12 protein-coding genes are annotated in these 15,042 nt (G+C 72.6%); 6 read left to right on the top strand and 6 right to left on the bottom strand.

Going from position 1 to position 15,042, the window contains the following annotated elements; genetic code table 11:
* Positions 1–33 precede the first annotated feature (33 nt).
* Complete coding sequence (locus H295_RS0121615; protein ID WP_020137437.1) at positions 34–2,118, bottom strand: YhgE/Pip domain-containing protein; 2,085 nt, start codon at positions 2,116–2,118, stop codon at positions 34–36.
* A complete protein-coding gene (locus tag H295_RS0121620; protein WP_020137438.1) occupies positions 2,090–2,884 on the bottom strand; it encodes an ATP-binding cassette domain-containing protein in 795 nt (264 codons plus the stop codon). Before H295_RS0121620 ends, H295_RS0121615 begins: the two co-directional genes overlap by 29 nt.
* Positions 2,885–3,063: 179 nt before the next feature.
* Here H295_RS0121620 and H295_RS0121625 point away from each other — a divergent pair, with 179 nt between their 5' ends.
* The 3 genes from H295_RS0121625 to H295_RS0121635 all read left to right on the top strand — a co-directional run bounded on the left by H295_RS0121625 (position 3,064) and on the right by H295_RS0121635 (position 5,237).
* Positions 3,064–3,639: an SAV_6107 family HEPN domain-containing protein gene (locus H295_RS0121625; protein WP_020137439.1), complete on the top strand. Its 576-nt coding sequence runs from the start codon at positions 3,064–3,066 to the stop codon at positions 3,637–3,639.
* A 155-nt stretch (positions 3,640–3,794) separates the two neighbouring features.
* Positions 3,795–4,565, top strand: a complete 771-nt coding sequence (locus H295_RS0121630; RefSeq protein ID WP_020137440.1) for a methyltransferase — start codon at positions 3,795–3,797, stop codon at positions 4,563–4,565.
* 276 nt (positions 4,566–4,841) lie between these two features.
* Positions 4,842–5,237: a DUF3040 domain-containing protein gene (locus tag H295_RS0121635; RefSeq protein WP_020137441.1), complete on the top strand. Its 396-nt coding sequence runs from the start codon at positions 4,842–4,844 to the stop codon at positions 5,235–5,237.
* 120 nt (positions 5,238–5,357) lie between these two features.
* Here H295_RS0121635 and H295_RS0121640 read toward each other — a convergent pair whose 3' ends face one another.
* From H295_RS0121640 to H295_RS0121655, 4 genes are all read right to left on the bottom strand, one after another.
* Positions 5,358–7,769, bottom strand: a complete 2,412-nt coding sequence (locus H295_RS0121640; protein ID WP_020137442.1) for a transglutaminase TgpA family protein — start codon at positions 7,767–7,769, stop codon at positions 5,358–5,360.
* Entirely contained in the window at positions 7,769–9,136 is a 1,368-nt protein-coding gene (locus H295_RS0121645) for a DUF58 domain-containing protein (protein WP_020137443.1), read from the bottom strand. Before H295_RS0121645 ends, H295_RS0121640 begins: the two co-directional genes overlap by 1 nt.
* A complete protein-coding gene (locus tag H295_RS0121650) occupies positions 9,136–10,170 on the bottom strand; it encodes an AAA family ATPase (protein WP_020137444.1) in 1,035 nt (344 codons plus the stop codon). Before H295_RS0121650 ends, H295_RS0121645 begins: the two co-directional genes overlap by 1 nt.
* A gap of 244 nt (positions 10,171–10,414) precedes the next feature.
* A complete protein-coding gene (locus H295_RS0121655; RefSeq protein ID WP_028809606.1) occupies positions 10,415–10,957 on the bottom strand; it encodes a beta-class carbonic anhydrase in 543 nt (180 codons plus the stop codon).
* 417 nt (positions 10,958–11,374) lie between these two features.
* Here H295_RS0121655 and rsmH point away from each other — a divergent pair, with 417 nt between their 5' ends.
* The 3 genes from rsmH to H295_RS0121670 are packed head-to-tail and all read left to right on the top strand — an operon-like array spanning position 11,375 to position 15,039.
* Positions 11,375–12,331, top strand: a complete 957-nt coding sequence (gene rsmH, locus H295_RS0121660) for a 16S rRNA (cytosine(1402)-N(4))-methyltransferase RsmH (RefSeq protein ID WP_078616716.1) — start codon at positions 11,375–11,377, stop codon at positions 12,329–12,331.
* A gap of 51 nt (positions 12,332–12,382) precedes the next feature.
* Positions 12,383–13,057: a hypothetical protein gene (locus H295_RS43435; RefSeq protein WP_199788610.1), complete on the top strand. Its 675-nt coding sequence runs from the start codon at positions 12,383–12,385 to the stop codon at positions 13,055–13,057.
* A gap of 5 nt (positions 13,058–13,062) precedes the next feature.
* Positions 13,063–15,039, top strand: a complete 1,977-nt coding sequence (locus H295_RS0121670; RefSeq protein WP_020137448.1) for a peptidoglycan D,D-transpeptidase FtsI family protein — start codon at positions 13,063–13,065, stop codon at positions 15,037–15,039.
* Positions 15,040–15,042 lie beyond the last annotated feature (3 nt).

The following is a 15,042-nucleotide window of genomic DNA, read 5'->3' on the forward strand; positions in this document are numbered from 1 at the left end:
CAGGCGACAGGGCCCCTGAGGTGCCGGAACGGCTCACAGGGTCAGCTCCGGGTGCAGCCGGTCCAGGGTCCACACCTGCCGGCGACGCGCGGACACGGCGGTCAGCGCCAGCGCGCCCGCGGTGAAGGCGAGGAGCACCACGCACGCGTGCCACACCGGAGTGAGACCGCCGCCCGTGATGAGCCTGCGCAGGGCCTCGACGACGTAGCTCATCGGCAGGAAGGGGTGGAGCGCGTTGAAGAAGCCCGGGCTGGTCTGCACCGGGTAGGTGCCGCCCGCGGACGTCAGCTGGAGCATCAGCAGGGCGAGGACCAGGATCCGGCCGGCCGCTCCGAAGCGGGCGTTCAGCCACTGGACGATCGCCGCGAAGCACGCCGTCACCAGGAACAGGAAGCCCACGGTCCCGGCCGCGCGGGCCATCTGGAGGCCGACGGCCCAGTGCAGCACCGACATCAGGGCCACTGTCTGGAGCACCCCGATCGCCACCACCGGCAGCCAGCCCGCGAGGGCGATCCGCCAGGCCGCGGCACCGGCGGCGAGCGCCCTGCGGTTCATCGGCGCGATCAGCATGTAGGCCACCATCGCGCCCACCCACAGCGACAGCGGGATGAAGTACGGGGCGAACCCGGTGCCGTAGTTCGGCGCCTTGTGCAGGTCCCTGGAGACCAGCTGGACCGGGTCGGCCATCACGTCGGTGCGCTGGTCGCGGTCCTTCTTGTCGTAGTCGGGGATCCGCGAGGCGCCGTCGTGCAGGCCGCCGGCGAGCTTTCCGGAGCCGTCGGCGAGCTTGTACATGCCGCCGCTCAGGGTGTCGGCGCCGCTGCTGAGCCTGCCGATCCCGTCGTCCAGGGTCCGGGCGCCGGTCGTGGCGCTGCCAAGGCCCGAGTGGAGCGTCCTCGCGCCTGCGGCGACCTTCTGCGCGCCCGCGTTCAGCTTGTTGATCTTGGCGACGGCGTCGTCGAGGTCCTCGGAGAGCCGGGGCGACCGGGCGGCGAGCGCCTTCGCCTGCTTCTGGAGGGTGGCGAGCTGTCCGTCGAGCTTCTTCAGGTCGCCGTTCTGGTCGGCTACCAGGGCGTTGACGTCGTCGGCGACCCTCGCCACGTCGGCAGCGGCCTGCTGGGCCTTCTTCAGGTCGGCGCAGGCGGGGTCCGGCAGGACCGCGTCCGTGCAGCGCGCCTTGTAGACGGCGTTCAGGGTGTCGGCAGCCTTGTGGGCCCCCTGGGCGGCCGCCGGGGCGGTCCTCACCAGGGTGCCGAGGTTGTGGCGGACGGCTCCGGCCGAGTCGGCGACGAGCCGCGCGGTGTCGCCGATGCTCTTCTCGTTGTCCGCGACGAAGGGCCCCACCGTGTCGGCGATGCCGTTGACCCGGTCGGCGAGCGTTCGGGTGCCGTCGGCGACCTGCCGGGCGCCGTCCGCCAGGTCGCCGGAGCCCGAGTCGAGCCGCACCAGCCCGGCGGAGAGCCTGCCGCTGCCCGCCTGGGCGTCCTTCAGGCCCGCGGCGAGGTCCTGGGACCCCTTCTCCGCCTTGCCGATGCCGCCCTCGAGGTCGTCCGCGCCGTTCGCGGCCTTCACAGTGGCGCCGTGGATGTCGGAGAAGGAGATGAAGATCCGGTCCAGGAAGGACCGCGAGGCCTTGGTGGACGCGGCCTGGCGCACCTCGGCGAAGACCGTGCGCGAGATCTGCCCGACGATGTAGTTGTTGGCGTCGTTCGTACGGACCTGGAGCGCGCCCGTCTCGGGTGAGTCGCCCGCGCTGGAGGCGATCCGCCGGCTGAAGTCGGCCGGCATGGTCAGCGACAGGTAGTAGGTGCCGTCCTCGACGCCCTTGCGGGCCTCCTCGGCGCTCACCTGGTGCCAGTCGAAGGTGTCGCTCTTGTGCAGCCCCTTGGTGATGTCCGTGCCGGCCGTGAGCCGGTGGCCGCCGGCGGTGGCGCCCTTGTCGTCGTTCACGAGGGCCACCGGGATGCGGTCCAGGCGGCCGTAGGGGTCCCAGAAGGACCACAGGTACAGGGCGCCGTACAGCAGCGGCAGCACCAGCAGGGCCACCAGTGCGGCGCGCGGCAGCTTCCCCCTGCCGAAGCGGCGCAGCTCAAGCGCGGCCAGTCTCGGTGAGCGCATCGCCCGTCTCCTTCCGGTTCTGCTCGTCCTCGGGGACTTCGGGGACTTCGGGGGTCTCGGGAGCTTCGGCGGCTTCGGGGCGCGTGGACACCGTCACGGCGTCCCCCGGGGCCTCGCTGCACACCGCCAGGACCGTCGTCCCGGTCGCGGTGAGCGACCTGAGCAGGGCCCAGGCCTCGGCGCGCTCGGCGTCGGACAGCTTCAGGTCCAGGTCGTCGACGGCGAGCAGCCGCGGACGGCCGATCAGCGCCAGGGCGATCGACAGGCGCAGGGCCTCCAGCCGTTCCAGATCGCGTACGGCGGTCCGCGCGCCCTTGGGCAGTGCCTCCCGGTCGAGCCCGGCGGCCGCCAGGGCGGTGTCGATCCGCAGCCCCGCCTCGGCCGTACGCTCGGCGCGCGGCCGTACCAGCGCCCGCACCGAGTCGCCGAACCGGCGCTGGAGCAGCGCCCGTTCGCGCAGGTGCTCCCCGACCGTCAGAGCCGGGTCGAGGTCGGTGACCCCGGCGACATGGGCCGGCGCGCTGAACCGGCGCACCGCCGCGAGCTGCTTCGGCAGCCGTGCCCCGCCCACGGTCGCGGACCCCTCGGTGGCCTTCATCCGCCCGGTGAGCGCGAGCAGCAGGCTCGTCCGGCCGGACCCCGACGGCCCCTCCACGGCGATCAACGCACCGGGCTCCGCGGTGAGGTCGATCCCGCGGAACGCCCAGCCGCGAGGGCCCTTCAACCCGAACCCCTGGGCCGTGACGTCGACTCCGTCCACGGCCACCCCCTGATTCCTCGAAGTGACAATTTTTTGAACTGACTGGTCAGTGCAAAAATAGACCCGAACCTTCGTCCGAAGCAAAACAGCAGGTCAGAACGGATTGTCAGTGCCATACCTCACGATGGGCACATACGGCACTCCGTAGCGGGAGGTGCCGTCAACCAGACGACAGGAGGTTCGTCATGGCCAGCTACCACGCAGCCGCCGCCCGTCGGCGCCGCGCCACCGGCCCTGCCCCCTCACTGACCGGCCCGGCGAGCGACGTGCACCCCGTGCTGCGCCGGGCGACGGCCCCGCCCGCCGCCCTCGACCTGCTCGCCCAGGCCCGTGCCGGCCTGGACGAGGCCTCGGCGCTGGAGACGTCGAACGAGCGCTATGCCACGGCACACCTCGCCGCCCTGCGCACCGCGGCCGCCGTGCTCGCCGCGCGCGGGCGTCCGGAGCCCACGCCCCGACGCCGCGCCAAGATCCGCAGCGCCTGGGAAGTGCTCCCGGAGATCGCCCCCGAACTCGCCGAGTGGAGCGCGCTCTTCGCCTCCGGGGCCCGGCGCCGTGCCCGGGCCGAGGCCGGCATCCAGGGCGCGGCCAGCCGCCGCGACGCCGACGACCTCATACGTGACGTGGCGATGTTCCTGCGCCTCGTCGAGCGGATGCTGGTCCTCCAGCCCGTCCTGCCGCAGCCGCGCCAGGACCCGGAGGGGGTCGAGGAAGGGGCCCGCGGCACCGACCGCGACCGCGACTTCCCGGACGCCGGGTGACGGGCGTGCCGCGCCCCCGGCCGCCGGGGCCCGGCGGGGTCCGCCGTACGAGACGGGCGGCCGGGCGGGCCACCGGAGTGCCCAGGTGGGGCGGCGGAGGCAATAGGGTGGAGGGCGCCTGAAGTCTTCCCCTCCGCGCCGAGGAGCCAACTGCCGTGCCGGACCCGCTGCGACCCCGCGCCTCCCTCCGTACCGCCGTGGTCTGGGATGTCCTCCAGGACGCCCTCGACCGCCGGGTCAAGGCCACGGGACGCCAGGCGCTGGACGTCCTCGACACCGGAGGCGGCAGCGGCAACTTCGCGGTGCCCGTCGCCCGTCTCGGCCACCAGGTCACCGTCGTCGACCCCAGCCCCAACGCGCTGTTCGCACTGGAGCGCCGCGCGGCGGAGGCCGGAGTCGCCGACCGCGTCCGCGGCGTCCAGGGCGACGCCCACGGCCTCTTCGACGTGACCGAGCGCGGCGCCTACGACGTGGTGCTGTGCCACGGCGTCCTGGAGTACGTGGACGACCCGGCCGAGGGCGTGCGCAACGTGGTGGCCGCCCTGCGCCCCGAGGGCGTCCTCAGTCTGCTCGCCGCGGGGCTCGGCGGTGCCGTGCTCGCGCGGGCCCTGGCCGGCCACTTCAAGGAGGCCCGGCAGGCCCTCGGTGACCCGGACGGCCGCTGGGGCGACGGCGACCCCGTGCCGCGCCGCTTCACCGCCGAGCAGCTCACCGCGCTCGTCGAGGGCGCGGGCCTGAGCGTGGGCGCCGTGCATGGCGTGCGGGTCTTCGCGGACCTCGTCCCCGGCGTCCTCGTGGACACCGAGCCGGGCGCCGTGGAGGCCCTCCTGAAGCTGGAGGAGGCGGCGGCCGAACTCCCCGCCTTCCACTCCGTGGCCACCCAGCTCCATGTGCTCGGCGAGACGCGGGAGACCGCCGGGGCCTGAGCCGCCTCCTGTGCCGTAGTGCTGATCAGGTACTTGATGGCGCATGGAGTACGCCACAGGCCCCCCGATCGGGCGCTCAGCGCCGTATGATCGAGGGAGACCGCCCGGCATGACGGGACGGCCGCTGGGGAATGACAGATTCAGCAGCCGGAGTGTTCATGGCGGATTCCGGTTGGCCAATTGGCGCAGAGGGGCGGGTTTCACGGGGGCGATTCCCTGCCTATCCTGAAGGGACCCCCCGAGTCGCCCCGGCGACTGCACGATGAGGAGGACTCCGTGCCGCTCTCGGAGCACGAGCAGCGCATGCTCGAGCAGATGGAGCGAGCGCTGTACGCCGAAGATCCCAAGTTCGCGTCGGCGCTCGAGGGAAGCGGGCTGCGTACGTACACCCGGCGGCGGGTCTACCAGGCGGTTGCCGGCTTCCTCGTGGGTATCGCGCTCCTCATGGCCGGTATGGTCGCCAAGCAGGTCTGGCTCAGCGTGGTGGGCTTCCTCGTCATGCTGGGCTGCGCGGTTCTCGCCGTGACCGGCTGGCGGAAGGCCCCCAAGCCCGGTGAGCAGCCCGCGGCGGGCGCTCCGCACGCCCGTCGGCAGGCGCGTCAGAAGCGCTCGATGATGGACCGGATCGAGCAGCGCTGGCAGAAGCGCCGTGACGAGCAGGGCGGCCAGTAGCCGCTCGCGACCAGCTCCCACAGATGTGTGAGGGGGTGAGCACCCGACAGGGTGCTCACCCCCTCAGCTCTGCTTACCCCCTCGCGCATGCCCTGACGGGGCCTGCGCGAGGGGGCTTTTTCAGCCTTGCTGTCCGGACGGCCTGCGCAGGGTCGGCCGGGCCGCCGCCGCCCTCGCGCGGACCCCGGCCCACCACTCCGAGGCTGCCCACACCACCCGTGCGGTCGAACGCGGCGCGATCAGCGCGCGCACCCGGGTGCCGCGGCCGACGCAACCCCGCAGGCCGCCGATCACCTGGTGGACGTCCCGGGCGAGACCGGCCGTGAGCCGCGGCCGCGGGGCGTAGAGCACCTGCTCCACCGCGTCCGCCACCCGGTGCACCGAGGCCGCGGCCGTGGCCTCCAGATGCCCGAGCCGTACGATCCGCGTCGCCGCCTTGCGCGGTGTCTGCGAGTCGTCCGGCGGGATCCCGAAGTCCCACGCCGTGTCGGTCAGCTCCTCCCAGACCGCCAGGGTGTGCGCGGCCGCGTCCGCCTCGCTGCGGCCGTGCCCGCCCAGCCGGGCCGCACGGGTGCGCAGCCGCCACAGCATCGGCGACAGGGGGACCAGGAGCACGGCCAGCCCGAGGAGCACCCAGAACAGCAGCTTCAGGTACCACCAGGAGCCCTGTACGGCCCACCAGGGGCCACCACCGCCGCCGCCCGCCACCGCCGCGGGGGACGCGCTGTCGCACGCCTCGAGCTTCCGCAGCTGCGGCGAGCAGCTCTCGCTCGCCGAGGCCGAGGCCGAGGGCGCCGTGGACGAACCCGCGCTCGGCCGCGGAATGTCCGGGTTCGCGTTGCCGGTGGCGTCCGGGACCGTGTACGACGGCACCGTGCCCCGGGTCGGGGTGGGCTCGAAGCGGGTCCAGCCCACGCCCTCGAAGTACAGCTCGGGCCAGGCGTGGGCGTCCTTGAGCCCCACCGACACCGAGCCGTCCGCCTGCGGGGTGCCGGGCGCGAAGCCCACCGCCACCCGGGCCGGGATGCCCAGGGAGCGGGCCATCGCCGCCATGGCGAACGAGAAGTGGACGCAGAAGCCGCGCTTGTCGCGCAGGAAGTTGGCGATCGCGTTGGGCCCGTCACCGACCTCCACCTGGGTGTCGTACTCGAACCCGCCCGTCACCGCGAAGTAGTCCTGGAGGGCGACCGCCTGCTCGTACGGGTTCTTCGCGTCCGCGGTGACCTCGCGCGCGGTCCTGCCCACCACCGCCGGCAGCGAGTCGGGCAGCTCGGTGTACTCGCGCTCGATCGCCGGGGGAGCGGCCGGTGCCGAGGCCAGCTGCTCCGCGGTCGGCTGCACGTCCAGGCTCGTCACCTGGTAGGTCAGCCCGCGCGTGTTCTGCCCGTGGTCGCCGACGAGCGCCATGCCCTGGGGCTCGTAACGCCAGTTGCCGCTGATCTTCACCCCGCTCGGCGGGTACGGCATCGGCAGGTAGTCCTGGGCGTACCAGTTCGCCGCCTCGATGGTCGTCTCCACCTTGGTGCGGTTGACGTCGGCGCCGAGGCCGATCGGGGTGGGGAACTCGTTCGGGACGGCCGTGATGGAGCGCTTGGACGGCTTCCAGGTGCGGCCGTCGAAGTCGTCCAGGGAGACGATCCGCAGGTACAGGTTGGAGATGTCGGTGCTGCTGCCGGTCTGGAGGGACAGGACCTGGCGGTCCTCGTCGACGTTCAGGCTGTCGCGCAGGGACAGCAGCGGGTTCACCGCGGAGATGGTGCCGCCGTTTCCGTTGCCCGAGCCCACGCCCGCCCCCGTGGCGTCCAGCAGGCCGCCGCTCATCGAGGGCAGCCCGAGGGGCACCACGAGGGCGATGCCCAGGGCGAGCGCGCCGATGCGCCGGCCGGTGCGCACCGGGGCCACCGGGCCGGATTCGATGCCGGGGGTGCGCGCGGCACCGCTGAAGACGCGGCCCCACTGGGAGAGCCGGTCGCGGCCCTCGGCCAGGAGCAGCAGCAGATAGCCGCCCGCCGCGACCAGGAACCAGAGCCAGTCGCCCCCGCCGTCGGACAGCCCCGCCGCCACGGAGTACAGCGCGAGCAGCGGCAGACCCGCCGGGGCCGCGCTGCGGAAGGTCACCGCGAGGGTGTCCACCGCGAGCCCGATGATCAGCACCCCGCCGAACACCATCAGCTTGATGCCCTCGGACTCCAGCGGCGCCGGGATCGCGTACCGCGCGATGTCGTCGCCGCCCTGCTGGAGCAGGTCACCGAAGTGCAGGAAGGCGCCCGGGCCGGGGATCAGCCCGAAGAGGGCCTGGCCACGGGCGAAGATCAGGGTCAGCATCATCAGCGTGACGGCCGTCTGGGCGGCCAGCGTCAGCGGCCGGGCCAGCGGGACGCGCCGGGTCATCGCGCCCACCACTGTCTGGACGCCGAGCAGGAAGGCCACCTGGATGATCCAGGTGACCGGCTCGACCAGCGGGAGCAGGGCGCACGCGGCCATCAGTGTGGCCGCCCACGCGCACAGCGCCAGTCGTGCCCGCCCGCTCATCACGATGCCTCCCCGGAGCCGGCCGCGCCGACGCCCGTGCGCTCGCGGTCCGCGAGACGCCACAGCTCCTCCAGCGAGGTGCCCCTGGGCACGCCCAGGGCGGTCCAGCCCGCTTCGCGCAGCATCCGCAGCCGTTCCTCGTGCTCCGTCGCCGGTCCCGGCACATCGGTCGGTTCCCGGACCCAGCTCTCGCTGTCCAGCACGAAGGCGAGGGCGCCCCCGCTGCGCTGTCGCATCCTGGCGGCCACCGCGGCCTGCTCCTCGTCGAGGTCGCCGAAGAAGGCCACCAGCAGCCCTTCGTTGCCACGGCGCAGCACGTCGTAGGCGAGGGACAGGCCGGTGCCGTCGGAGTGGTCGATCACCGCGAGGGTGTCCATCATCAGCCCGGCCGCGTCGGCCGCCCCCTGGCTGGCCCCGGCGAAGCCGTCGGCGCCCTCGCCGGGCACGGAGTTGCCGGTGTCCGTCAGCAGCCGTACCGAGAAGCCCCGTTCGAGCATGTGCACCAGCACCGAGGCGGCGCCCGAGACGGCCCACTCGAAAGCCGAGTCCGGGCCCGCGCCCGCGTAGGCGAGGCCCCGGGTGTCCAGCAGCACCGTGCAGCGGGCGCGCTGCGGCTGTTCCTCGCGGCGTACCATCAGCTCGCCGTAGCGGGCGGTGGAGCGCCAGTGGACCCGGCGCAGGTCGTCGCCGTAGCGGTAGCCGCGCGGGATCACGTCGTCCTCGCCGGCCAGGGCGAGCGAGCGCTGCCGCCCGTCGCCGTACCCCTTGGCCTCGCCGCTCAGGCGGACCGGCGGCAGCGCCTCCACGCGCGGGATCACGGTCAGGGTGTCGTACGCCGAGAAGGAGCGGGTCAGCTCGCACATCCCGAACGGGTCGGTCAGGCGCAGCTGGAGCGGGCCCAGCGGGTAGCGGCCGCGCAGGTCGGAGCGGACCCGGTAGGAGACCTCGCGGCGACCGCCCGGCTCGACGCGGTCGAGCACGAAGCGGGGGCGCGGGCCGAGGACGTAGGGCACCCGGTCCTGGAGCATCAGCAGGCCGGTGGGCAGCCGCGAGACGTTGTCCATGCGCAGATGGACGCGGGCCTCGCTGCCGGCCGGCACGCGCGCGGGGGAGAGCCTGCGGCTGCCCGCCACCCGGTAGCGGGTGCGGTACAGCACGGTGGCGCACACCAGCGGCAGCACGGCGAGCAGCAGGCCGACCCGCAGCAGGTCGCTCTGGCCCAGGACGTACGCGCAGACCGCCGCGGCTATGCCGGCGGCGAAGAAGGAGCGGCCGCGGGTGGTCAGACCGGCCAGCGCGGTGCGCACCCCGCCCTTGTCGCCCCGGTCGGCCTCCGGGCCGCCGGCCGAGGGCACCCCGGCGGACATCACAGGCTCCGCGGCGGCTGCTGCGGATACGTGGGCGCGACCCGGCCGATCCCCGTCCCGCCCTGCTGGGGCGCGGCGGGAACCGCGGTGCGCTGGAGGATCTCCTGCACGACCTGCTCGGCGGTGCGCCGGTTCAGCTGGGCCTGGGCGGTGGGCAGCAGCCGGTGGGCGAGCACGGCCACGGCGAGCGCCTGGACGTCGTCCGGCAGCGCGTACTCGCGGCCGCTGAGCGCGGCGGCGGCCTTGGCGGCGCGCAGCAGGTGCAGCGTCGCGCGCGGGGACGCGCCGAGTCTGAGGTCCGGGTGGGTGCGGGTGGCGGCGACCAGCTCCACGGCGTACCGCCGGACCGTTTCAGCGACATGGACGCCCCGGACGGCCTCGATCAGCTTCACGATGTCGTGCGCGTGGGCCACCGGCTGGAGGTCCTCCAGCGGGCTCACCCCGCCGTGGACGTCGAGCATCTGCAGCTCGGCCTCCACGCTGGGGTAGCCGACCGAGACACGGGCCATGAAGCGGTCGCGCTGGGCCTCGGGCAGCGGGTAGGTGCCCTCCATCTCGACCGGGTTCTGGGTGGCGACCACCATGAAGGGGCTGGGCAGCTCGTAGGTGTGCCCGTCGATGGTGACCTGACGCTCCTCCATCGACTCCAGGAGCGCCGACTGGGTCTTCGGCGAGGCGCGGTTGATCTCGTCGCCGATCACGATCTGCGCGAAGATCGCGCCCGGCTTGAACTCGAAGTCACGCCGCTGCTGGTCCCAGATGGACACGCCCGTGATGTCCGAGGGCAGCAGGTCGGGCGTGAACTGGATGCGGCGCACCGAGCAGTCGATGGACCGCGCCAGGGCCTTGGCCAGCATGGTCTTGCCGACGCCGGGGACATCCTCGATCAGAAGATGTCCCTCGGCGAGCAGCACGGTCAGAGAGAGCCGTACGACCTCGGGCTTCCCCTCGATCACGCCCTCCACCGAACTGCGTACCCGCTCCACGACGGCGGTCAGATCAGTGAGGCTCGATCGATCGTCATAGGTGGTCACCCGGCCCTCCTCGGCCCGTACTTTCCGGGCCGACGCTCTGTGATGCGTAATCGGCCCACCCCGAATCACGGACACCACGCGTGAAACTCTCAGCGCGACGCCACACCCGCATTCTTGCTGCCGTTACCGATTCGTGTCACTCGACTGTGGACAACTGGCTGCACTATGTCGGGTTTTACGGCGTTACAGGCACCCCTGGGGCCGAAATCAACAGCGAAACGACAGGTGGGACCCCGCGTGAGCCCTAGGCGGGGTCGACCTCGCGCAGCAGGCCCGTCTTCACGTCGAAGACGAAGCCCCGCACGTCGTCGCTGTGGAGCAGGAACGGCGAGGTCCGCACCCGCTGCATGGACTGCCGTACGTCCTGGTCGACGTCACGGAAGGCCTCCACCGCCCACGCGGGACGCTGGCCGACCTCCATCTCCAGTTCGGTGCGGAAGTCCTCGGTGATCGCCTCGAGGCCGCAGCCGGTGTGGTGGATGAGGACGATGCTGCGGGTGCCGAGCTTGCGCTGGCTGATGGTGAGGGAGCGGATCACGTCGTCGGTGACCACACCGCCCGCGTTGCGGATGGTGTGGCAGTCGCCGAGCTCCAGGCCGAGCGCGGCGTGCAGGTCGAGGCGGGCGTCCATGCAGGCCACCACGGCTACATGCAGGACCGGACGGGCGTCCATCCCGGGGTCCGTGAACGCCGCGGCGTACCGCTCGTTGGCGTCGACCAGGCGGTCGGTCACGGTGCCCTCACGGGTTATGGCGCCTTCGGTGGGAACGGATGCGGAAGTCGTCATAACCATGACGTTACTGGTCACTGCGGACCCGGTCCTGCGGTGAGAAGGGAAAAAGAGCGTCATCACGTCCTCGGTGTGAGGTAACCCACAAGAGTGCCTGGTGCACCCGAACAGGTGGTTTTCGTCCATTTGCCGCTTCGAGTCCCCGTCGATGCGCGACGCGCAGGCCGGTTGATTGACCGCGAGACACCGTGGACTAAAGTGACGCGAAGCGGGAGGCGAGGCCTCCCCGCTGCCATTCCCCCGAGACCCCGGCTCATGCACGGACGGTCTCCCCGCGTGCGCGGCGCGTACGTACGGCTCGGCCTCCTCCCGCTTCCGGTCGGCTGACGCTTCCGGCGCCGGCAGGCCCTCCCCTTCCGCCGGCGGGCGGGGCCCCGGCGGTGCGTCCGGCCACGCCGGATCTGAGAGGGCCCCTTGAGCCAGAGTCGACATGTTCCGGTGATGCTCCAGCGGTGCCTGGACCTGCTGGCCCCCGCGCTGGAGCGACCCGGAGCGGTCGTCGTCGACTGCACGCTCGGTCTCGGCGGCCACAGCGAGGCCCTGCTCCAGCGCTTCCCCGAGGCCCGGCTCGTCGCCCTCGACCGCGACAAGGAGGCCCTGCGCCTGTCCGGCGAGCGGCTCGCGCCCTTCGGCGAGCGCGCCACCCTCGTGCACGCGGTCTACGACGAACTCCCCGACGTCCTCGACCGGCTCGGCATCGCGCGCGTGCAGGGCGTCCTCTTCGACCTCGGTGTCTCCTCCATGCAGCTCGACGAGGCCGACCGCGGCTTCGCCTACGCCCAGGACGCCCCGCTCGACATGCGCATGGACCAGACGACCGGGATGAGCGCCGCCGAGGTCCTCAACACCTACCCGCCGGGCGAACTCGTCAGGATTTTGCGGGCCTACGGCGAGGAGAAGCAGGCCAAGCGGATCGTGTCCGCGATCGTGCGGGAGCGCGAGAAGGAGCCCTTCACCAACAGCGCGCGGCTCGTCGAGCTGATCCGGGACTCCCTGCCGCAGGCCGCCAAGCGCACCGGCGGCAACCCGGCCAAGCGCACCTTCCAGGCGCTGCGCATCGAGGTCAACGGTGAACTCGCCGTCCTGGAACGGGCGATCCCGGCCGCCGTCGAGGCGCTCGCGGTCGGCGGCCGGATCGCGGTGCTGTCGTACCACTCGCTGGAGGACCGGCTCGTCAAGCAGGTCTTCGCGGCCGGCGCCGCCACCACCGCACCGCCCGGACTGCCCGTCGTCCCCGAGCGGTACCAGCCCCGGCTCAAGCTGCTCACGCGCGGTGCCGAACTTCCCACCGAGGAAGAGATCGCCGAGAACCGGCGGGCGGCACCGGCGCGCTGCCGGGGCGCCGAGCGAATCAGGGAGTCCATCGAGTGAAGTGCGTAAGCCGCGTCAGTGAGTTGGGAAACCGGACTCACGGGAGGGTGTGTGAGTAGGAAACCCGAACTGAGGGGCAGGGCCGCCCGTCTCGCGCGCCTGTTCCCCGGTCCGACGAGCTCAGGACAGGCGGCCCGCACCCCCTTCGTGCTCCTCGTGGTCCTGCTCCTCGGCGGCGGCCTCATCGGGCTGCTGGTACTGAACTCCGCGCTCAGCGAAGGGTCGTTCAAGCTCACCGACCTCCAGAAGGACACCAAGAGCCTCACCGACGAGCAGCAGGCCCTCCAGCGGGACATCGACGCCTACTCCGCGCCCGACGCCCTGGTGCGCCGCGCCCGGGAGCTCGGCATGGTGCCCGGCGGCGACCCGGCCTTCCTCGGCCCCGACGGCACCGTCAAGGGCGTGCCGTCCCCCGCTTCCGGCGCCGATCTGGCCTCCCTGCGCGAACCGCTCGTCCTCGCACCCGAGGTGCTCGGCACCGCGACCGTCCCGACGCCCGCGGCCGGTTCCACCCCGTCGGCCGTCCCGACCCCGACGGACCCCGTCGAGCCGGGGGTTGTCGGGCAGACGCCAGGAGCCGCCGGTCAGACCCCGGGAACCGTGGGACAGACCCCGGGGGCCGTCGAGCAGACCACCGGGGCCGCCCCCTTCGACGTCCCGCCCGCCGGGACCGCGCCCTCCTACGCCACGACCTTGACGAACCCGACCCCGAACCCCGGCAGGTGACGGCAGTGTCCGACGACTTCGGCAGGCAGCCGCCCCGCCGCCGCGTGCCGGGCCCCGCGCGCCCCGAGCGCTCCGCCCGTCCCGTCGGCCGGCCGCGCCCGGGCCCCGGAGCCCGCCCGGCCCGCCGTCCCGCCGCGCCCCGCGCGGCGACCCCCAAGACGATCCGCCTGGGCAGCCCCCGCCCCCGGCTGCGCCTGGTCGGCCTCGCGCTGACCCTGGTGCTCGGCGCCTTCGTCGTACGACTGCTCCAGGTGCAGGCCGTCGACGCGAGCACCTACGCGGCCAAGGCCGAGCAGAACCGGTACGTCGGCTACACCCTGGCCGCCGAGCGCGGCGGGATCACCGACCGCGACGGGGTGGCCCTCGCGACCAGCGAGGACGCGTACGACATCACGGCCGACCCCACGCTGTTCACCCGCAAGCAGCTGAAGATCGACGACGGCCCCGAGCAGGCCGCGGCGCTGCTCGCCCCCATCCTCGGACAGGACCAGGAGGCGATCGTCCAGAAGCTGCGGCCCAAGGACAAGAAGCTGCGCTACGTCCTGCTGGCGAGCCGTCGGACCCCGCAGGTCTGGAAGCAGATCAAGGACCTGAAGAGCGCGCTCGCGGCCAAGTCGGAGACCGACCCGGGCACGGCCAACGTCCTCGGGGGCGTGCTGTCCGTGCCGACCACCAAGCGGGTGTACCCGAACGGCGACCTCGCCGCCGGGATACTGGGCTGGGTCAACGCCGACGGCAAGGGCGGCGGCGGGGTCGAGCAGGAGCTGAACACCCTGCTGGCCGGCAAGGACGGCAAGATCCGCTACGCCCAGTCCGGGGGGCGGCAGGTGCCCACCGTGGGCTCCACCGAGACGCCCGCGGTGCCCGGCAGCGACGTCGAGCTCACCATCGACCGCGACATCCAGTGGGCCGCCCAGAAGGCCATCACCGACCAGGTGAAGGAGTCCAAGGCGGACCGCGGGTACGTGATAGTGCAGGACACCCGGACCGGCGAGGTCCTCGCCATGGCCAACGCGCCCGGCTTCGACCCCAACGACCTGTCCAAGGCGAGCTCGGTGAACATGGGCAACGCGGCCCTCCAGGACGCCTACGAGCCCGGCTCCACCGCCAAGATCATGTCCATGGCCGCCGTGCTGCAACAGGGCGTCGCCACTCCGCTCACGCATGTCATCGTGCCCAACCGGCTGCACCGCGGCGACCGGCTCTTCAAGGACGACATCGACCACGAGACCTGGTACCTCACGCTCAACGGCGTGCTCGCCAAGTCCTCGAACATCGGCACGATCCTGGCCACCGGCCAGCTCGGCAAGACCCAGGCGCAGGCCAACCAGGTCCTCTACTCGTACCTGCGCAAGTTCGGGCTCGGCAGCTACTCCGGGCTCGACTTCCCCGGCGAGACCCCCGGCATCCTCGCCAAGCCCGCCGACTGGTCCACCTCGCAGCAGTACACGATTCCTTTCGGCCAGGGCGTGTCCCTCAACGCGATGCAGGCCGCGTCCGTCTACTCGACGATCGCCAACGGCGGGGTCCGCATCGAACCCACGCTCGTCCGCGGCACGACGGGGCCCGACGGGCGCTTCACACCCGCCGCGAAGCCCAAGGAGACAAGGGTCGTGAGCGCAAAGACGGCGAAGACCCTCGCCCAGATGCTGGAGTCCGTGGTGGACGACCAGGAGGGCACCGGCACCAAAGCGCGCATCCCCGGCTACCGGGTCGCGGGGAAGACGGGCACCGCGAACCGCGTGGATCCGGCCACCGGCAAGTACAAGGGTTACACCTCGTCGTTCGCCGGGTTCGCGCCCGCCGACCAGCCCCGGATCACGGTCTACTGCGCCATCCAGAACGCCACCAAGGGAAGCTACTTCGGCGGCCAGATCTGCGGACCCGTCTACAAGCAGGTCATGGAGTTCGCCCTGAAGACCCTCCAGGTCCCGCCCACGGGAGCGAAGCCGGCGAAGCTGCCCGTCTCCTACACGCCGTGACCA

This window comes from Streptomyces sp. 351MFTsu5.1 (genome assembly GCF_000383655.1).
Lineage (GTDB): Bacteria > Actinomycetota > Actinomycetes > Streptomycetales > Streptomycetaceae > Streptomyces > Streptomyces griseorubiginosus.